A 19,618-nucleotide genomic window follows, 5' to 3' on the forward strand; every position below is an offset into this window, starting at 1 on the left:
AACAAGCAACAAGCAACAAGCAACAAGCAACAAGCAACAAGCAACAAGCAACAAGCAACAAGCAACAAGCAACAAGCAACAAGCAACATGAAAATTACTTTAAACAGACTCAACGACGATTTTTTATTTGAATGTACCAATGCTCAGGGAAATTCAATTTTATTAGATAATACCTCTCAACCTGGTGCAAAAGGAGTTTCTCCTATGGAAAGCGTTTTGATGGCAGTTGCAGGTTGTAGTGGAATTGACGTGGTTTCAATTTTAAAAAAACAAAGGCAGGAAATCACAGGCTTTAAAGCTGAAGTGGAAGGTGAAAGAGTTCAGGTGGATGATGCAAAACCATTCAAATCAATTACGGTAAAGTTTTTATTGGAAGGAAATATCGACCCTAAAAAAGCTTTAAAAGCATCAGAATTATCTTTTGAAAAATACTGTTCGGTTTCAAAAACTTTAGAACCTAATGTAGAAATCGGGTACGAAGTTTTCGTAAACGGAGAGAAAGTTGAGCAATAGAGTGGGAGAGTTTTAGTGTTTGAGAGTTATTGAATAAGAAAATATTTTCAACAACTCTCAAACACTACTTCACTCAAACCCTCCAACTCAATTACGCCAGTCTCGGCTTCATCAGTTTTGCCACAGTTGCAGTCCATCCAGTTTGATGCGAAGCTCCAACTCCACGACCATTATCCCCGTGGAAATATTCATAAAATGTGATGTAATCTTTGAAGTGCGGGTCATAATTAAATTTATAATTCCCGCCGTTAAAAGCGCGTTGTCCGCTTTCATCTTTTAAGAAAATAGAGCAGAGCCTTCCACTGATATTTTGGGCAACTTCATCTAAGTTTTTCTTTTCACCACTTCCAGTAGGTAATTCTACTTTTAAACTATTTCCATAATAAAAATGGAAACGCTGTAGGCTTTCAACAATCAGGAAATTAATCGGAAACCAAATCGGACCGCGCCAATTGCTGTTTCCGCCAAACATTCTGCTGTCACTTTCTGCAGGCGTATAATAAACTACATTTTGGTTACCGTGCACCGTAAACACAAACGGATTTTCTTCATAAACCTTAGACATTGCACGAATTCCGTAAGAACTTAGAAATTCTTTTTCATCCAACATTCTTGTCAAAACTTTTGTAAGTCGGTTTTTACGGAGAATACTCATCAAATGTTTTCTGCCGCTCCCTTCTTCATCCCAGTGAGAAACTAAAGATGTCAGTTCAGGTTTATTTTTTAAAACCCATTCCATTCTCGCACGGAAATTTGGCATTTTGCTTAGCAGATGATGGTCGATAATTTCAACTGCAAATAAAGGAATCAGCCCTACGATACTTCTCAATCTTAAAGAAACACTTTCTCCGTTTGCCAACTGTAAAACATCGTAAAAGAATCCGTCTTCCTCATTCCAAAGACCTTCTTTGCCTTCACCCATGTTTTCCATGGCTTCAGCAATATAAAGATAATGCTCAAAAAATTTGATGGCCATATCTTCGTAAACCTGATAATATTGAGCCAATTCCATAGAAATTCGCATCATATTTAATGCGTACATTGCCATCCAGCTTGTTCCATCGGCTTGCTCAAGATGTTCACCGTCTTTCAGTTCCATATTTCGGTCAAAAGCACCAATGTTATCCAATCCTAAAAATCCGCCGCCAAAAATATTTTTACCGCTTTTATCTTTTCGGTTAACCCACCATGTAAAGTTGAGCAATAGTTTCTGGAAAACTTTTTCAAGGAATAAAAGGTCTGGTTTTCCGTTGGTTTTTTCATCAATTTTAAAAACTCTGAAGCACGACCACGCATGAACAGGCGGATTGACATCACTCAGATTCCATTCATAAGCAGGCATTTGTCCGTTCGGATGCATGTACCATTCTTTAGTAAGCAAAAGCAATTGATTTTTTGCAAAATCAGCATCAATAATTGAAAACGGAACACAGTGGAATGCCAAATCCCAAGTCGCATACCAAGGATATTCCCATTTATCGGGCATTGAGATGATGTCTTTATTGTGAAGATGTTCCCATTCTGTATTTCTTACATAATGATTAAAATCTCTCGGAGCTTCATAATTTGGGTCACCTTTTAACCATTTTCCTACGTTGTAATGATAGAATTGCTTGTTCCAAAGAAGCCCTGCAAAAGCCTGTCGCTGCACATTTTTTTCGTCATCATTAAATATATCCTGCTGAATTTCATCATAAAATTCATTCGCCTCATTCATTCTTGCGTTAAAGATATCATCAAACTGATAAAATGCATCATCCATATCATAAGGTGACAATCTGAATTCAAAAATTTCAGACTGACCTCCTTCGATGACTTCATCAATGATGAAAGCTGCTTTTGTCCCCTTTCTTTCAGGATTTACAGTGTTTTGTTGATGAATAATATAATCGTTGATTCCATCTTTATAGTAAGTATTTTCTACAGACGGAGTGCCATGAAGTTTGGGGTTATTGGTTTCATTTTCACAGAAAACCTGTTCTGCATTTTTATTTTTTGAATAAAACTTTTTAATGGGAAGACTGTCGTGAACCACGTTGATACAGCCTTCTTTTCCGCTTTCTACCTGACCTTTGTATTCATTATAGCCCCATTTCCAGTTATTTCTAAACCAAGTTGTAGGCAAAATAACAATCGGGGCAGCTTGGTTACTTCTGTTGCAGACAGTAACACGAATTAAAATATCGTGAGCGTCAGATTTACAGTATTCTATGAAAATATCAAAATATTCATCCTTATCAAAAATTCCTGTATCGAAAAGTTCATATTCAGGTTCTTTTTTGGTACGTCTTGCATTTTCTGCTACGATATCATCATAAGGAAATTCGGTGATAGGATACTTGTACACCATTTTCATATAGCTGTGAGTTGGTGTATTATCAAGATAGTAGAAAATTTCTTTAATATCTTCTCCGTGATTTCCTTGTGGATTGCTCAGCCCGAAAAGACGTTCTTTTATTCTTTTATCTTTTTTATTCCAAAATGAAAGAGCGAAGCAGAAAAGTTGCTTGGTATCCGAAATTCCAGCGATACCTTCTTCTCCCCAACGATACGTGTGGCTTTCTGCAATGTCGTGGTTGGCAAAATGCCAAGCATTTCCGTTGGGGCTGTAGTCTTCACGTACATTTCCCCATTGTCTGTTGCTTACATAGGGACCCCAGTTTTTCCAGTCTTTATCTTGTAATCTTTGCTTTTCGATATTCATTTTCAGCCATTTTCATTGCTAAGTTAATTTTTTTGATAAATAATTCCAATTTTTTTAATCTGAATAATTCTTAACAATCTTCTCAAAACCCTGCTGTGATTACGTTTTATATTATTTGTTAATTTTTTTTAATTTTTAAAATAAAAAGTTTTATCTTTGCACCATTCGTTCATTTACATATTGAAAATGTTATCAAGAAAGGTTGAGGGATATAGACCCTATGAAACCTTAGCAACCCTTTGCGCAAGCAGAGAAGGTGCTACGTTCTACCAAATAATTTATTTTGGACAGATAACTTACTGAAGTTCTTTTCAGCCATTCTCATGGCATTTTCAAATTTATTTTTAATAATATATAATTTGAAAACAGAACTGCAACATATTAATTTTTTGTACAAAACCGATTCTCTAAGAGAATATCATATCCCGTTAAGCTATCAGCTTTTTGGGAAAGAGCTTTTTTCAGCACCCATTATTTTGTTAAATCATGCCTTAACCGGAAACTCAAACGTTGCCGGAGAAAAAGGCTGGTGGAAACAACTGATTGGTGAAAATCAGGTAATTGATACAAGTAAATATACTGTACTCTGTTTCAATATTCCCGGAAATGGATATGACGATTTTTTTATTGACGAATATTCAGATTTTACTCCTTCAGATATTGCAAATATATTTCTGAAAGGCCTCGAATCTTTAAATATTAAAAACTTATACGCTCTGATTGGAGGATCTTTGGGTGGAGGAATTGGTTGGGAAATGCTTTCAAAAAAAGCAAATTTAGCCGAAATTTTTATTCCGATTGCCTGTGATTCTAAAACTCATGATTGGTTGCATGCTCAATGTCTCGTTCAGAAATTTTTATTAAATGGAAATGATGAACCACTTCAAAAAGCTAGAATCCATGCAATGTTGTGCTACAGAACTCCTCAGTCTTTAAACGAAAGATTTCAAAATAAATTCAACTCAGAAAAACAACAGCTAGAATCTGAAGACTGGCTGACTTATCATGGTAATTCTCTTGCCGAAAGATTTAGTTTAAAATCTTATCAACTGATGAATCATTTACTGATGAATATAAATACAAAGGAAAATATGTTGGAGAAAATTCAGGCACGAATGCACATGATCTCTGTAGATACAGATTTGTTTTTTCCTGCCTCTGAAATCAGAAACGGCTTTGAAAAGCTAAAGGAAAATAAAAGAGATGTTTTCTATCACGAGATCAAATCAGTTCATGGGCACGACGCCTTCTTAATGGAATACAGTCAATTAAATAATATCATAAATAACATTTTGTAGGAAAAAAGGAGTTAAAGGTAACTCTGTCTTATAAAAAAATTAAAAAAGGTTACAGATGAAAAGTAATGCAAACGAAATAAAATTTTTAAAGAACAGATCAATCATCAAATTTGAAGGAGAAGATTTTTTAGGTGAAATAGGGATTGATGGAAGAGTGTTTAAAGCGCTTACATTTGCGCGTATCAGTGTAGGAATAATTTCTCAGCAGGCGGTAGAAAACGGATTGTCAATTTTGGTACACGAAGATGATTCTGAAAAAGCAGTAAACTGTCTTATCGAAGAGTTTGCTACGGAAAGAAGATCAGGAAAAGTTACTCAGATTTACAGCATCAACAATGTTTCTGTCATTGGTTTTGTGGCAGAAGATTTAAATAAAATACTTTCAGAATTAGCAAGAAACAACGTTTTTCCATTGCTTTTAAACCAGAATTCAAGCGAGAAACGTATCAATATTGTTGTGACATCTTCTCAGGATGAGAAAACTAAAAATATCATTGAATCTGAAATTTTCAAAAAACCAAAAACAGTTCACTTGGCAATTATCGGTCACGGAAATGTGGGGAAGACTTTGATAGAGCAGGTTTTACATTCTTCGGAAGAAATTAAAAGAAGAAAAAATATACATCTTAAAGTCGTTGCTGTTGCCAATTCTAGAAAAATTGCTTTCAACAAAAAAGGTTTTGACAACCAATGGAGCAATGAGGTTTTTGCCTCTGAAAAAACTTCTAATGTAGATGAATTAATTAATTTCTCTAAAGAAAACCAGCTTGAAAATCTTATTGTTGTTGATAATACAGCAAGTACAGATTTTGTTAAAAACTACCATGCTTTGGCAGAAAATGGGTTCGATTTAGTTTCTTCAAATAAAATTTTCAACACTTTACCTATTGAAGAATACCGTAAACTAAGATATACGTTGAACAAAAATAACAAACGTTATTTGTATGAAACCAATGTTGGTGCAGGTTTACCGTTAATTGATACCATAAAACTTTTGCATCTTTCTGGTGAAAATATCACAAGAATTAAAGGTGTTTTTTCAGGAACATTAAGTTATGTATTCAACAATTTTTCTTTGAGAGATGATAAGTTTTCAACCATTGTTAATGAAGCCTTAGAAAAAGGTTTCACGGAGCCAGACCCAAGAGAAGATCTATCAGGGAACGATGTGGCGAGAAAATTATTGATCTTGGCGAGAGAATTAGATTTAATTAATGAGTTTAATGATATCAACATTCAAAACCTAGTTCCGGAAGCTTTATTGTCTATCTCAAAACAGGAATTCCTTTCAAGATTGGAAGACTTAGATGAAGAATACGATGAAATTAAGAAAAGCCAAGAGCCTGGCCACGTTTTAAGATATGTAGGAGATTTGCATGGAGATTTACAGAAAGAAAAAGGTAACCTCGATGTAAAACTAATCTCAGTGCCTGCAACTTCGGCTTTAGGACAGTTAAAAGGTTCAGATTCTATTTTTGAAATCTATACCGAAAGTTATGGTGAAAACCCAATTGTCATCATGGGAGCCGGAGCCGGAGCAAAAGTAACGGCAAGAGGAGTTTTCGGAGATATTTTAAGATTAAGTGAAACGAAATAAACACGTAGGATGCTGGAAGATGAAAGTTTGAAGTCTTTCATCGCCGAAAAGTCCCGAAGGGACGATTTAAATCAAGGTAGGATGAAATCCTATCAAAAATAACAAATCAAATTATAACAATATAGTAACATGTCAATTTAAAAATTTAAAAAAATCATAATTAAATTGATGCATTACTAAAAAGATAAATAAGTTTATGAGCGATAATAATCAACCAAAAACTAACAACGAGCAACTGTTAACAAACTTCGAGACTCTTGCCATTCGCTCTCAAACCGAAAGATCTCAGTTTGACGAGCATTCTACACCTTTATATCTTACTTCAAGCTTTGTTTTTGAAGATGCAGAAGATATGAGAGCGAGCTTTGCAGAAGAAAAATCAAAAAACTTGTACAGCCGATTTTCAAATCCGAATGTTACAGAATTTACTGACAAAATCGTTAAAATGGAAGGCGCAGAAGCTGGTTATGCTTTTGCAACGGGAATGGCGGCAATTTATTCAACTTTTGCCACTTTGCTAAATACAGGAGATCATATTGTAAGCTGTCAGTCGGTTTTCGGATCTACGCATACGTTGTTTACCAAGTATTTCCCAAAATGGAATATTGAAACCACTTATTTCAAAGCAGAAGATGCTGAAAATGTAGAACAATACATTCAACCCAATACAAAAATCTTGTACTTGGAAACGCCAACCAATCCGGCGATTGAAGTATTAGATTTAGAATTTTTCGGACAAATTGCAAAGAAACACAATCTAATTTTCATTGTGGATAACTGTTTCGCAACGCCATATTTACAACAGCCAATAAAATACGGTGCAGATATCGTTGTTCACTCGGCTACAAAATTAATTGACGGTCAAGGTCGTGTTTTAGGTGGAGTTGCGGTTGGAAGAGAAGATTTGATTCGCGAGATTTATCTTTTTGCAAGAAATACAGGTCCTGCAATGTCACCTTTCAACGCTTGGGTTTTGTCTAAAAGTTTAGAAACTTTGGCAATCCGAGTAGAAAAACATTGTGAAAATGCTTTAAAAGTTGCAGAATTTTTAGAAAGCCATCCGAATGTAGAACTAACGAAATATCCTTTCTTGCCGTCTCATCCGAGTTATGAAATAGCTAAAAAACAAATGAAACTGGGCGGAAATATTGTAGCATTCGAAATCAAAGGAGGTATCGAAGGGGGAAGAAACTTTTTAGATAAAATAAAAATGTGCTCACTTTCTGCCAATCTTGGCGATACCAGAACGATTGTTACGCATCCCGCATCAACAACGCATTCCAAGTTGTCTGATGAAGAAAGAAATGAAGTGGGAATTACCGCAGGTTTGGTTCGTTGCTCGGTAGGTTTGGAGAACGTGGAAGATATTATTGCAGATTTAAAGCAGGCTTTGGATTAATTCAATAGCAACGGGCTTTAACCCGTTTTAGTGGATGAGTTGAGTATAAGGCTTTAGCCGAAACTTAATTATTTGGGCAGCTTTTCCGCCTTCCACTCCCGCTTTTTTGCCTCCGCTTCGCTCCGGCAAAAAGAGCTCCGCTCAAGTCGGGCCGCAAAGATTCAGCGTAAAAGTCAGCCTTGTCAAGGTTCAAAACCTTGACAAGGCTTAGAAATAAAAAGTTTGAAATAAATAAAAGAGTCCTGCAAGGACGATTTAAATCAGAATAGGATAAAATCCTATTAAAATGAAAAGAACAATTTCAAAAAAAGTAAAATGAAAAATTCAGAACAACTATACAAAGCATTATCCGAAAGAATTTTAATTCTCGATGGAGCAATGGGAACGATGCTTCAGCGATACAAATTTGAAGAAGAAGATTACCGAGGCGAACGTTTCAAAGACTGGGAACACCCGGTAAAAGGAAATAATGACTTACTTTCTTTGACTCAACCCGAAGCCATTGAAGAAGTTCACAGAAAATACCTAGAATCAGGAGCCGATATTTTGGAAACCAATACATTTTCAGGAACTACGATTGCGATGGCAGATTACCACATGGAAGACTTGGTCTACGAACTGAATTACGAGTCTGCAAAAATTGCCAGAAAAGTTTGTGATGAGTTTACCGCTAAAAATCCGGATAAACCAAGATTTGTTGCAGGTTCTATTGGGCCCACCAACAGAACAGCAAGTTTAAGTCCGGATGTAAATGACCCTGGTTTTCGTGCGATTACTTTTGAAGAATTAAGACTAGCTTACAAACAACAGTCTGAAGCTTTATTAGATGGCGGTTCAGACATTCTTTTGGTAGAAACAATTTTCGATACTTTGAATGCAAAAGCCGCATTATTTGCAATTGATGAAATTCAGGAAGAAAGAGGAATTGAAATTCCGATCATGGTTTCGGGAACGATTACGGATGCTTCAGGAAGAACGTTGAGTGGACAAACCGCAGAAGCTTTTTTGATTTCCGTTTCGCATTTAAATTTATTAAGTGTCGGGTTCAATTGTGCTTTGGGAGCAAACCAATTAACGCCTTATTTGGAAACATTAGCGCATAACTCAGACTTTTTTGTTTCGGCATATCCTAACGCAGGTTTACCAAATGCTTTCGGGCAATATGACGAATCTCCCGAATTTATGGCTGAGCAGATTAGAGAATATGTAGAAAAAGGATTAATCAATATTATTGGTGGATGTTGTGGTACAACGCCGGAACATATCAAAGCAATCGCTGATTTAGTAGATAAATACGAACCAAGAAAGTTGTCGGTTGTTAGTTGATGGTTGTCGGTGTAAATATGAAAATAAATATGGAATATACAAGTTTGGAAGTATGGATAGAATCGCGAAAATTAACCAATTTAGTTTACGAAAAAACTAAAAAATTTCCCAAAGAAGAACTTTTTGGATTAACTAATCAAATCAGAAGATGCTCCGTCTCAATACCATCAAATATTGCAGAAGGTTGTGGCAGAAGAACTTCTAATGATACAATACAGTTTTTGCATATTGCAAAAGGTTCTTTATTTGAATTGGAAACACAGATCTACTTATCATTGGATCAAAACTATATTTCTGAATTCGAATTTAATGAAGTTTCAAACCAAGTTTTAGTTTGCAAAAAATTAATCAACGGTTTTATTAACTATTATAAAAAGTTGAACAATGGAAAATAACAGTATAAATCTGACAACCGACAACCAACAACCAACAACCAAATATCTTCGTTTGTCAGGCCTCGAGCCTTTAATTATAACTCCGGAATCAAATTTCATCAACGTTGGTGAAAGAACGAATGTTGCCGGATCTAAAAAGTTTTTAAGATTAATAAAGGAAGAAAAATTTTCTGAAGCTTTAGATATTGCCCGTGATCAGGTCGATGGAGGCGCTCAGATTCTTGATGTTAATTTTGACGACGGTTTGATCGATGGAAAAGCTTCTATGATCAAATTCCTTAACCTGATCGGTTCTGAACCGGATATTTCTAAAATTCCAATCATGGTTGATTCTTCCAAATGGGAGATTTTGGAAGCAGGTCTTCAGGTTGTACAAGGGAAATGTGTAGTCAATTCTATCAGTTTAAAAGAAGGAAAAGAAGAGTTTGTAAAACACGCCAAAGCAATCAAAAGATACGGAGCAGCTGTTATTGTAATGGCTTTTGATGAGATTGGGCAAGCTGATAATTACGAAAGAAGACTTGAGATTACCAAACGTTCTTATGATATTTTGGTTGATGAGGTTAAGTTTCCTGCAGAAGATATTATTTTCGATTTAAATATATTTCCGGTAGCAACCGGGATGGAAGAACACCGAAGAAACGCAATCGATTTCATCGAAGCAACACGTTGGGTTCGTCAAAATCTTCCTTATGCTTCGGTGAGTGGAGGAGTTTCTAATGTTTCGTTTTCTTTCCGAGGAAACGATACAGTGCGAGAAGCGATGCACTCGGTTTTTCTTTATCATGCCATCCAGGCGGGGATGAATATCGGAATTGTAAACCCGGCAATGCTCGAGGTTTATGATCAAATCAATAAAGAACTTTTAGAACTTGTTGAAGATGTAATTCTTGATAAAAGGGATGATGCAACGGAACGTCTTTTAGATTATTCTGAACGAAATAAATCGGTAAAGAAAGAAAAAGTTGAAGAATTAGAATGGCGTACCCATCCATTGCAGGAGAGAATTACACATTCTTTGGTAAAAGGAATCGATCGTTTTATTGAAGAAGATGTAGAAGAGGCAAGGTTAGAATCTGCAAGGCCTCTTCATGTTATCGAAGTTAATCTAATGACGGGAATGGGTGTTGTTGGAGATCTATTTGGTGCCGGAAAAATGTTTCTTCCTCAGGTTGTAAAATCTGCCCGTGTTATGAAAAAAGCGGTGGCTTATCTTCAACCATTTATTGAAGCTGAAAAAGACGAAAAACAAAAAGCTAACGGGAAAATTTTAATGGCGACGGTAAAAGGAGACGTGCATGATATCGGAAAAAATATTGTGAGTGTGGTTTTGGGTTGTAACAATTACGAAATTGTCGATTTAGGTGTAATGGTTCCTGCCGAAAAAATTATACAAGCTGCAATTGAACATAAAGTTGATGTTATTGGTTTAAGTGGATTGATTACACCAAGTTTGGATGAAATGGTATACATCGCATCAGAACTAGAACGTCAGAATCTTAATTTTCCTTTATTGATAGGTGGTGCAACGACTTCAAAAGCGCATACTGCAGTTAAGATTGATTTAAAATATAAAAATGCGGTCGTTCATGTGAATGATGCTTCTCGTGCGGTAAATGTTGTAAGTTCTCTTTTGGGAGACCGAAATAAAGAATATGTAGATGACCTTAAAAATGACTACTCAGATTTTCGTGAAAAGTTTTTGAACAGACAGGTTGATAAAGAGTACGTTTCTCTGGAACAGGCAAGAGCTGATAAATTTAAAATCGATTGGGAAAATGAAGAAATATTCACTCCAAATCAATTAGGAATTCAGGTTTTTGAAAATCAGGATCTAGCAGAATTGATTCCGTTCATCGATTGGTCTCCATTTTTCAGAAGTTGGGATCTGCATGGGAAATATCCGAATATTCTTGAAGATGAGGTGGTAGGTGAGCAAGCCAAAGAACTATTTGCAGACGGACAGAAAATTCTAAAGAAAATTGTTGATGAGAAGTTATTAACAGCAAAAGCAATCTTCGGAATTTTTAAAGCTAATTCAAACGAAACCGATGATATTTTTATTTATGATGAAAATGATCAGGAGCAAGTTAAATTTTTAACGCTAAGACAGCAGGTTCAAAAGTCAAAAGGTAAAGATTACTTGGCATTAAGTGATTTTATTGCCCCAAAAAGTACAGGAAAAACGGATTACATGGGTGCTTTTTGTGTTTGTACAGGCTTTGGAACTGATGAACTATCAGATCAATATGAAAAAGATAATGACGACTACAACGGCATTATGGTAAAAGCTATTGCCGATCGTTTTGCAGAAGCTTATGCTGAATTTTTACATAAAAAAGTGCGTACAGAATATTGGGGCTATACCAATCAGGAAAATTTAAGCAATGAAGAATTGATTGCAGAAAAATATAAAGGAATCCGTCCTGCTCCCGGTTATCCTGCGTGTCCGGATCACTTAGAAAAACATGCGATTTGGAATCTTTTGAAAGTGAAAGAAAATATTGGAGTTTACCTTACCGAAAGTTTAGCGATGTTTCCTACAGCGGCAGTTTCCGGATATTATTTTGGAAGTCCACATGCAAAGTATTTTGGTTTAGGAAAAATCACAGAAGAGCAGGTGAAAGAATATTCAGAAAGAAAAGGAATTTCTTTAAGAGAGGCGAAGAAATGGTTATCTCCAAATTTAGCAGATGGAATTTAATGTTTTAGTTTTTTGGTGGCAACGGTAAAAAACTAAAATTCAATTCAAAAAAATTAAAACTTACTATTATTAAATGAAAATCACAGACCATATAAAAAACGCAAACGGAAAAGCTTTATTTTCCCTGGAAGTTGTTCCGCCTCAAAAAGGAATTGGGATTGAAGATCTATATAAAAATATCGACCCTTTAATGGAATTTAAACCTCCATTTATTGATGTTACAACTTCTCGTGAAGAATATATTTATATCGACAAAGGAAATGGTTTGATGGAGCGCCGAATCACCAGAATGCGCCCGGGAACTTTAGGTATCTGTGCCGCTATTCAGCATAAATATAATGTAGATACTGTTCCACATCTGCTTTGTGGAGGTTTTACGAAAGAAGAAACAGAATATCTTCTGGTCGACTGTATGTACTTAGGAATTGATAATATTATGGCGCTTCGTGGCGATGCCATGAAAGGACATCAGTATTTTGAACCAACATTGGGTGGTCATGCAAGTGCAATGGATTTAGTAGGTCAAATCAATAATTTAGGACGTGGGAAATATCTTCATAATGATGAGCAGATTTGTGACGAGCACAATAAGTTTTGCATTGGTGTTGCCGGTTATCCTGAAAAACATATGGAAGCCCCTTCAATGAACTATGATTTGAAATGGTTGAAACAAAAAGTAGATGCAGGAGCAGATTATATCGTTACCCAAATGTTTTTTGATAATAAAAAGTATATCGAGTTTGTTACTAAAGCTCGTGAAATGGGTATCACAGTTCCTATTATTCCTGGTATCAAACCTATTGCAACAAAGAATCACCTGAAGCTTTTACCACAAGTTTTTAAAATAGATTTGCCTGAAGATTTAATTAATGCTGTTGAAGGTGCAAAAAATAATGAAGCCGTAAAACAAATTGGGATTGAATGGGCGATCAGTCAATGTCGAGAATTATTAGATTTTCAAGTGCCTGTCCTACATTTTTATTCAATGGGGAAAAGTGATAATATTAAGAAAGTGGCGGGAGAGCTGTTTTAAATAAAGTAATATTTGATTTGAAGCCTTGTTAAAAAAAAACAAGGCTTTCTTGTTTGTAGTTTTGGGTTTTAATTGAAATATAAAACTACAATTCCGGATGCCTTTCAAATTCTTTATTCCTATCAAACAAATACCGATAAGTTGCCAATTTTCGAGTAACTGTAGTATCAAGATTTTCTGCAATTTTTATCATTTTAGGATTAAAATCACCGATCCATTGCAGCTCAGTGGTTTTGAAGTCGGTATGTTTTCTTAAATGTTGAGTACCTTCCCAGATCATGTATCCTTCAAGACCTTTTTTCTGCCATTCTGGGACAACACCGAAAACGAGACCTACCATTTTCTCATTCTTTTTGAACTTTTTAACCCACAAAAATTTTAATTTTTCAATAATCCCGAATTTTCCGTTCAGATATTTGAACCATTGATTAAGGTCAGGAATATTCATCCACATGGCAACAGGTTTTTCATTTTCATACACAAACCATGAGATATGTTCATTGATAATGGGCTTCATTGTCTTAAACATTTTTATGGTTTTAGATTCGTCTAAACATTTTCCTTGACCGTGTGAAGCCCAGGCTTTATTGTAAACCTCAGTAAAATCCTTTGCAAATTTCTCCAGATTATTCTTCTTCATGGGTTTTGCCGAAATCTCAGGATTTTTGCTGTGCTTTGCATGCATCACGGTGAAAACTCTCGAAACTTCTGCAAAAATAGGTCTCGAAAAACAAAGCTGTTCAAAATATATTTTAAATCCATAATTTACAAAAAGCTCTTTGTAATAAGGAAAATTGTAATTCATGCAATATAAAGGTTCAATAAAACCTTCTGTCAGAAGTCCCCAGAATTTATCACGCTCTCCGAAGTTAATTGGGCCATCCATCGCTTCGATTTCTCTTTCCTGAAGCCAGTTTTTACAGTAATCAAAAATGAAATTGGCAGTTTCCTGATTGTCGATGCAATCAAAAAATCCAATTCCGCCAGTGGGCTGGTCTTGTTCGTAAGATTTGTTAATAAAAACGGCAATTTTTCCAACGGTTTCAGATTTTTTTTTAAATAAAAGTCTTACACATTCTCCGTTTTTATAGAATTTATTTTTTTCAGAATTAAAAACTTCGTTGATGTCTTTGTCTAAAGGTCTGATGTAATTTTTGTCATGTTGATAAAGTCTTGCCGGGAAATCGAGAAACTCCTTTTTTTGTTGGGTATTTTGTACTTCTTCAACCGTGATCATAACTTTTTAGCAGAATAAAACCGAAAGGTAATATTTTTAAGGATAAATTGAAATAGCCGAAAAGATTTTATCCGTATTTTTGTTGAAAAATTATTTAAAATGGTTGATTTTACCGATAACGATGATGATATTTTTACAGGGAAAGAGCATACGCCGATCCGTGAAGATGCTTTTGAGAAATCGCCACAGGAAAAAATAGAAAAAATTACCGAGCTTTTTGGTGAGATTATGGAAACTTTAGGTCTTGATATGACCGACGATTCTTTAAAAGATTCTCCAAAAAGAGTTGCGAAAATGTATGTGAACGAAATTTTCGGAGGACTTCTTCCTGAAAATAAACCTGGAATTTCTACCTTTTCAAATAAATATAAATACCGCCAAATGTTGGTGGAAAAAGATATTACGGTGTACTCATTCTGTGAACATCATTTTTTACCGATCATAGGAAGAGCACACGTTGCTTATATTTCTAGCGGTGAAGTAATAGGTCTTTCAAAAATCAACAGAATTGTTGATTATTATGCAAAAAGACCGCAGGTACAGGAAAGACTGACCATGCAAATCGTGGATGCACTAAAAGATGCACTGGGAACACAGAATGTGGCCTGTATTATTGATGCAAAACATCTTTGCGTAAACTGCAGAGGAATAAAAGATACCGCAAGTTCTACGATCACAGCAGAATTGAGCGGAATTTTCAGAACCAATCCTATTACAAGACAAGAGTTTCTACATTATGTAGGAAGTCATGCGAAATTGGATTATTAAAATGGAAAAAAATGGAATTATTCTTTATGAAAAAGCTAATAACTTTATATTTGATTTCCTAGTTAAAGAAATTTTAAATCCTTATAAAGGGGTTTTAATTGAGAAGATAGACGACGGTTTCGATACAAAATATTATGATTTTAGTATAGATAAATATTTTTTTACTTTACATCAGACTCCAATGTTAGGAATTTTATTTTTCCCAACGGAGAACAAAAGTTTGAAAGAAGATTTTAGTTTTTACGAGGAGCTTTCATCTTTACTTAAAAATAGATTAAATGATAAAATTTAGAAAAGTTTCAACACAGATTTTCATCACAACAATTATTTGTTGTGGATAGTTTTTATCATGAAGAAATCTCAAATTTCAAACCTCAAACCTCAAACCTCAAATTTCAAATCAAATTATGCAACTAAAAATATACAACTCGCTTGCGGGAGAAAAAGAAATATTTAAACCAATTTTAGAAGGAAATGTAGGAATGTACGTTTGTGGACCAACTGTTTACAGCAATGTGCATTTGGGAAATGTGCGAACTTTTCTTTCTTTCGATTTTATTTACAGAAGTTTAACGCATCTTGGGTATAAGGTAAGATATGTAAGAAATATTACCGATGCAGGTCACCTTACCGATGATGGAGATGTAAATAACGACCGTTTTGTAAAGCAAACCCGTCTTGAAAAGTTAGAACCTATGGAAATTGTGCAGAAATATACTGTAGATTTTCACAAGGTTTTAGATATGTTCAATCTATTACCTCCAAATATTGAACCTACTGCAACTGGTCACATCGTTGAGCAGATTGAGCTGACTCAAAAATTAATTGAAACAGGTTTCGCTTACGAAAGCAATGGTTCTGTTTATTTTGATGTTTTGGAATATAATGCAAGAGGTTTAAATTACGGTGAACTTTCAAAACGTAATATTGAAGAGCTTTTTGCCAACACAAGAGATTTAGACGGACAAGGAGAAAAGAAGAATCCTCAGGATTTTGCATTGTGGAAAAAAGCTTCTCCTGCACACATTATGCGTTGGAATTCGCCTTGGGGAGAAGGTTTCCCGGGATGGCATCTTGAATGTACTGCAATGAGCACGAAATATTTAGGTGAAACTTTCGATATTCACGGTGGCGGAATGGATTTGAAATTTCCGCATCACGAGTGTGAAATTGCACAGGGAAAAGCTTGCAACGGAGCTTCTCCGGTAAATTACTGGATGCATGCTAATATGTTGACAATGAATGCTCAGCGTATGAGTAAGTCAACAGGGAATTATATTTTACCAATGCAATTGGTTTCTGGTGAGAATGATTTTTTTGAAAAACCTTTCCATCCTGCTATCGTTCGTTTTTGCTTTTTACAGGCACATTACAGAAGTGTTTTAGATATTTCTAATGATGCAATGTTGGCGAGCGAAAAAGGATTCAGCCGCTTAATGGAAGCATTAAAAATATTAAATTCAATCACTCCGAATGACGAAAAACAATCTGGTTTTAGTTTGGAAGATTGGAAAACAAAATGTTATGATGCTTTAACGGATGATTTTAATTCACCTGTTCTGATTGCTCATTTATTTGAAGCAGTAAAGTTTATTTTTGCTTTAAAAGACGAAAAAGAAACGATTTCTGCTAAAGATCTGGAAGATTTAAAATCTATACTAAATGCTTTTGTTTTTGATGTTTTAGGATTGCAGAATATCGAAGAAAATAATAATGAAAAACTTGATCAGACGTTACAGGTTTTAATTGAATTGAGAAATCAGGCAAGAAAATCTAAGAACTTCGACCTATCAGACCAGATCAGAGATAAACTTTTAGCAGAAGGAATTGAGCTAAAAGACGGAAGAGAAGGCACAACGTACTCTATTTCTTGATCTTATTATTCATAAAATTTACATCCCTTTCAAATTAATCATTTGAAAGGGATTTTTTATTAACTTTGAAAACATCCATTAAAACTATTAACTATGATAAAAAAACTATCTTCTTTTATTCTTGTGTTCTTTTCATATCTGGTATTGTTTTCTCAATTTAGTTGGTCAAAAATGAACACATTATATCCTTCGAGTGTCGATAATGTTTCTATTCATTACAGTATTGTTAACGAGCAGGTTATTTGGGCTAATTATTGGAATACTAATGGTAGGGTAGCTTTCACAAAAAGTACGAATGGAGGAACTACATGGAATATGATACCCACGGTATTTCAATACAATGACTATAATTTTTCAGTTACAGATTTTTTTGCAGCTTCAGAAAATGTTGCCTTTTTAGCAACCACTTATCAAAATAACATTGGAAGAGGGCGTTTGTACAAAACCACAGATGGTGGTAATACTTGGAATTCAATAAAAGATTTTACCACAGGTTTAAGTTACGTTCATTTTTGGGATACAAATGTTGGGATTGTTGTTTGCTATCCAGATATGAGCAACAGCGGGCCAAAAAAAATCGAGATATTTAAAACTACAGATGGTGGAGCGACATGGATTCCGAAAGGAGGTGCTTTGCTTACGAATTCAAAACCTAATCAAATTCCTAGATATATAAAAGATGAATTGGGTGATTCTTTTTGGTTTGGTTCTAGTGATGGAGAGATTATTAAAACTAATGATAAGGGTACGACTTGGACGGTAACACAAAGTCCTTACACTACATCTCATTATGAGCTTGACAGCAAAAGTTTAGGACATTTTGCAATTATTAATTCTAATACGGCATATTTTACAGACTATAATACTGGAAAACTATATAAAACGACGGATGGTTTTTTAACAGAGCAATATGTAAGTGATCCAGGGTTTGGTAGACAAACCTTTATAGAAAAAATACCAAATACTGATATTTTAATTGCTGTATCTGGAAGCTACAATCCGGGAAGTTCAAGAGGTTCAAAATTCAGTAAGGATGGTGGTCTTACTTGGGTTCTTATTAATAATGTAGGTAGAGCACTTGTGAAGTCTAAAGGAATTGATGCTACCTTTGCATTTGGATGGGATGGTTTAGGAGGAGATGGTGATTATTGGAGAATCGTAAAATTAGCTGGAAGACCAATTGAACCTCAGAATCCTCAGAATCCGGGGACTCCCCAAAATCCGGGCAATCCTCAAACGGGGTCAGGAAGTGATTCTGATATTTTTGCAATTTATCCTATTCCTACAGGTGATTATCTGCATATTAAATCAAAAGTACTACTAGATTCTTTTTCTATTTGGGATTTTTCCGGAAGATTGATTTGGAAGGGAAAAAGTGCAGATAATAGAATAAATGTTTCAGGACTTAGCAAAGGCGTTTATTCAGTTTCTGTATTGCATCAAGGGATGCATCATTATAGAAAATTTATCAAAGAATAAATATCTTCATCAAAAAAAACACTCTCATTACTTTTGTTTTGAGAGTGTTTTTTTTATTTACTTATTCAAGAAAATTATTTAACTTAGTAAGACTAAAACAATTACAAATAAAAATTAACACATGAAAAAACATTTATTCCCTATTATCTTATTATTACTTGGAAATACAGTTAGTGCACAGCAGGATTTTTTTGCATTGGCAGGAAAAGATTCTCCAAGAATTGAGTTCAATGATTTCCGTGCGATGAATTCAGACGGAACTTCCGGTGAAAGTATTTTTACGGTTTCTTCGGAAGCAAAAGTAATTTCTCAATCAAGAAAAGCCTCGATTACTGAAGACAAAAACTCTTACAATCATGCTCAGTCTATGACTTTGGCTGCATTAGCGTATGATCCTTCAGGTAATAATCTGGTGTATATGCCTATGTTTTCATCTAATATTTATGTTTTAAATCAGAAAACAAAAGAAATCACTTTAGTTGAAAATACCGTTGCAAGAGTTACATCTTGTGATATCAATTCGCATATTACAAGAATGACAACTGGTTATGATGGAAATATTTACGCCATTAACAATGCAGGAACACAATTTATTCAAATCAGTAAAAAAAATAATCAGTACGTTGTAAATGATCTTGGCATCATTAAAGACGATGCTTCAAACAGTAAAAATTCGTTCACTGCAATGGAAACTGGTTTTGGTGGCGATATGATTGCTGATGCAGATAATAATTTCTACGTTTTTGCAGCTTCTGGAAATGTATTTAAAATTTCAACGAAAGAATTAAAGGCAAAATTTTTAGGTAAAATCACAGGTTTACCCGATAATTATTCTGTAAATGGAGCAGCGGTAAATTCTAAAGGAAAAGTAGTAATTGCAAGCGCAAAAGGAGCTGCTTTGTATGAATTGAATCTTAATAATCTGGAAGCAAAACAACTTCCTGGTGAACAGAATCTGCATATTTATGATTTGGCAAGTAAATATTTTGCGAATGACAGAGTTGCTGTTGCAAACACATTGGCAAATATTGACGTTTATCCAACAAAAGTTGATGAGCAGACAATTACCGTAAATGTAAATGATAAAGCTATTAAAGGAAATATTAAAGTGAATGTTTTCGATGCTTCTGGGAAATCAGTGATGTCAACAACTTTATCTGTAAAAGACGGAAATCTTAATCAGCAGATTCAACTTAGAAATCTGGTAACCGGAACTTATGTGGTGAGCGTCGCAGAAGAATCTGGAAAAAACTTATTGTCTAAGAAAATTTTGGTTACTAAATAAATTGAC

15 protein-coding genes and 1 riboswitch are annotated in these 19,618 nt (G+C 34.8%); of the genes, 13 read left to right on the top strand and 2 right to left on the bottom strand.

The window, feature by feature from the left end:
* Window positions 1-87 precede the first annotated feature (87 nt).
* Window positions 88-513, top strand: a complete 426-nt coding sequence (locus AB671_RS09500) for an OsmC family protein (RefSeq protein ID WP_066678507.1) — start codon at window positions 88-90, stop codon at window positions 511-513.
* Between the two features lie 91 nt (window positions 514-604).
* Here the strand turns inward: AB671_RS09500 and AB671_RS09505 are convergent, their stop codons facing one another.
* Window positions 605-3,217 carry an MGH1-like glycoside hydrolase domain-containing protein gene (locus tag AB671_RS09505; RefSeq protein ID WP_066678397.1) on the bottom strand — a complete coding sequence of 871 codons (2,613 nt, stop codon included), beginning with the start codon at window positions 3,215-3,217 and terminating at the stop codon, window positions 605-607.
* A gap of 186 nt (window positions 3,218-3,403) precedes the next feature.
* Window positions 3,404-3,515, top strand: a riboswitch (SAM riboswitch).
* A 61-nt stretch (window positions 3,516-3,576) separates the two neighbouring features.
* Between AB671_RS09505 and AB671_RS23050 the strand changes: the two genes are divergently transcribed.
* From AB671_RS23050 to metF, 7 genes are all read left to right on the top strand, one after another.
* Window positions 3,577-4,515: an alpha/beta fold hydrolase gene (locus AB671_RS23050; RefSeq protein ID WP_228390938.1), complete on the top strand. Its 939-nt coding sequence runs from the start codon at window positions 3,577-3,579 to the stop codon at window positions 4,513-4,515.
* A 55-nt stretch (window positions 4,516-4,570) separates the two neighbouring features.
* Window positions 4,571-6,112, top strand: a complete 1,542-nt coding sequence (locus tag AB671_RS23055) for an ACT domain-containing protein (protein WP_066678401.1) — start codon at window positions 4,571-4,573, stop codon at window positions 6,110-6,112.
* Window positions 6,113-6,308: 196 nt separating this feature from the next.
* Window positions 6,309-7,511, top strand: coding sequence for an O-succinylhomoserine sulfhydrylase (locus AB671_RS09520; RefSeq protein ID WP_066678403.1), 1,203 nt, complete (start codon window positions 6,309-6,311; stop codon window positions 7,509-7,511).
* A gap of 315 nt (window positions 7,512-7,826) precedes the next feature.
* Window positions 7,827-8,837 (top strand): homocysteine S-methyltransferase family protein, encoded by a 1,011-nt coding sequence (locus AB671_RS09525; protein ID WP_066678405.1) that lies wholly within the window; start codon window positions 7,827-7,829, stop codon window positions 8,835-8,837.
* 29 nt (window positions 8,838-8,866) lie between these two features.
* Window positions 8,867-9,232, top strand: coding sequence for a four helix bundle protein (locus AB671_RS09530; protein WP_066678509.1), 366 nt, complete (start codon window positions 8,867-8,869; stop codon window positions 9,230-9,232).
* Entirely contained in the window at window positions 9,222-11,936 is a 2,715-nt protein-coding gene (metH, locus tag AB671_RS09535) for a methionine synthase (protein WP_066678409.1), read from the top strand. The genes AB671_RS09530 and metH overlap by 11 nt, the downstream gene beginning before the upstream one ends.
* A gap of 73 nt (window positions 11,937-12,009) precedes the next feature.
* Window positions 12,010-12,969 (top strand): methylenetetrahydrofolate reductase [NAD(P)H], encoded by a 960-nt coding sequence (metF, locus tag AB671_RS09540; protein ID WP_066678411.1) that lies wholly within the window; start codon window positions 12,010-12,012, stop codon window positions 12,967-12,969.
* Between the two features lie 85 nt (window positions 12,970-13,054).
* On the opposite strand, the gene AB671_RS09545 is transcribed toward metF, so the two are convergent.
* Window positions 13,055-14,206, bottom strand: a complete 1,152-nt coding sequence (locus AB671_RS09545; protein WP_066678413.1) for a hypothetical protein — start codon at window positions 14,204-14,206, stop codon at window positions 13,055-13,057.
* Between the two features lie 99 nt (window positions 14,207-14,305).
* Here AB671_RS09545 and folE point away from each other — a divergent pair, with 99 nt between their 5' ends.
* The 5 genes from folE to AB671_RS09570 all read left to right on the top strand — a co-directional run bounded on the left by folE (window position 14,306) and on the right by AB671_RS09570 (window position 19,612).
* A complete protein-coding gene (gene folE, locus AB671_RS09550; protein WP_066678416.1) occupies window positions 14,306-14,974 on the top strand; it encodes a GTP cyclohydrolase I FolE in 669 nt (222 codons plus the stop codon).
* A 1-nt stretch (window position 14,975) separates the two neighbouring features.
* Window positions 14,976-15,266 carry a hypothetical protein gene (locus tag AB671_RS09555; protein ID WP_157444172.1) on the top strand — a complete coding sequence of 97 codons (291 nt, stop codon included), beginning with the start codon at window positions 14,976-14,978 and terminating at the stop codon, window positions 15,264-15,266.
* A gap of 115 nt (window positions 15,267-15,381) precedes the next feature.
* A complete protein-coding gene (cysS, locus tag AB671_RS09560) occupies window positions 15,382-16,848 on the top strand; it encodes a cysteine--tRNA ligase (protein ID WP_066678420.1) in 1,467 nt (488 codons plus the stop codon).
* Between the two features lie 171 nt (window positions 16,849-17,019).
* Window positions 17,020-18,327: a T9SS type A sorting domain-containing protein gene (locus tag AB671_RS09565; protein WP_185114091.1), complete on the top strand. Its 1,308-nt coding sequence runs from the start codon at window positions 17,020-17,022 to the stop codon at window positions 18,325-18,327.
* Between the two features lie 121 nt (window positions 18,328-18,448).
* Complete coding sequence (locus AB671_RS09570) at window positions 18,449-19,612, top strand: T9SS type A sorting domain-containing protein (protein ID WP_066678423.1); 1,164 nt, start codon at window positions 18,449-18,451, stop codon at window positions 19,610-19,612.
* Window positions 19,613-19,618 lie beyond the last annotated feature (6 nt).

Origin of the sequence: Chryseobacterium sp. BGARF1 (assembly GCF_001677955.1) — a bacterium.
Lineage (GTDB): Bacteria > Bacteroidota > Bacteroidia > Flavobacteriales > Weeksellaceae > Chryseobacterium.

What these genes read in the sequence shown, in the direction of transcription:
- AB671_RS09500 (WP_066678507.1), top strand. Translation starts at nt 88, where the DNA reads ATGAAAATTACTTTAAACAGACTCAACGACGATTTTTTATTTGAATGT.
- AB671_RS09505 (WP_066678397.1), bottom strand. Translation starts at nt 3,217, where the DNA reads ATGAATATCGAAAAGCAAAGATTACAAGATAAAGACTGGAAAAACTGG.
- AB671_RS23055 (WP_066678401.1), top strand. Translation starts at nt 4,571, where the DNA reads ATGAAAAGTAATGCAAACGAAATAAAATTTTTAAAGAACAGATCAATC.
- AB671_RS09520 (WP_066678403.1), top strand. Translation starts at nt 6,309, where the DNA reads ATGAGCGATAATAATCAACCAAAAACTAACAACGAGCAACTGTTAACA.
- AB671_RS09525 (WP_066678405.1), top strand. Translation starts at nt 7,827, where the DNA reads ATGAAAAATTCAGAACAACTATACAAAGCATTATCCGAAAGAATTTTA.
- AB671_RS09530 (WP_066678509.1), top strand. Translation starts at nt 8,867, where the DNA reads ATGGAATATACAAGTTTGGAAGTATGGATAGAATCGCGAAAATTAACC.
- metH (WP_066678409.1), top strand. Translation starts at nt 9,222, where the DNA reads ATGGAAAATAACAGTATAAATCTGACAACCGACAACCAACAACCAACA.
- metF (WP_066678411.1), top strand. Translation starts at nt 12,010, where the DNA reads ATGAAAATCACAGACCATATAAAAAACGCAAACGGAAAAGCTTTATTT.
- AB671_RS09545 (WP_066678413.1), bottom strand. Translation starts at nt 14,206, where the DNA reads ATGATCACGGTTGAAGAAGTACAAAATACCCAACAAAAAAAGGAGTTT.
- folE (WP_066678416.1), top strand. Translation starts at nt 14,306, where the DNA reads ATGGTTGATTTTACCGATAACGATGATGATATTTTTACAGGGAAAGAG.
- AB671_RS09555 (WP_157444172.1), top strand. Translation starts at nt 14,976, where the DNA reads ATGGAAAAAAATGGAATTATTCTTTATGAAAAAGCTAATAACTTTATA.
- cysS (WP_066678420.1), top strand. Translation starts at nt 15,382, where the DNA reads ATGCAACTAAAAATATACAACTCGCTTGCGGGAGAAAAAGAAATATTT.
- AB671_RS09565 (WP_185114091.1), top strand. Translation starts at nt 17,020, where the DNA reads ATGAACACATTATATCCTTCGAGTGTCGATAATGTTTCTATTCATTAC.
- AB671_RS09570 (WP_066678423.1), top strand. Translation starts at nt 18,449, where the DNA reads ATGAAAAAACATTTATTCCCTATTATCTTATTATTACTTGGAAATACA.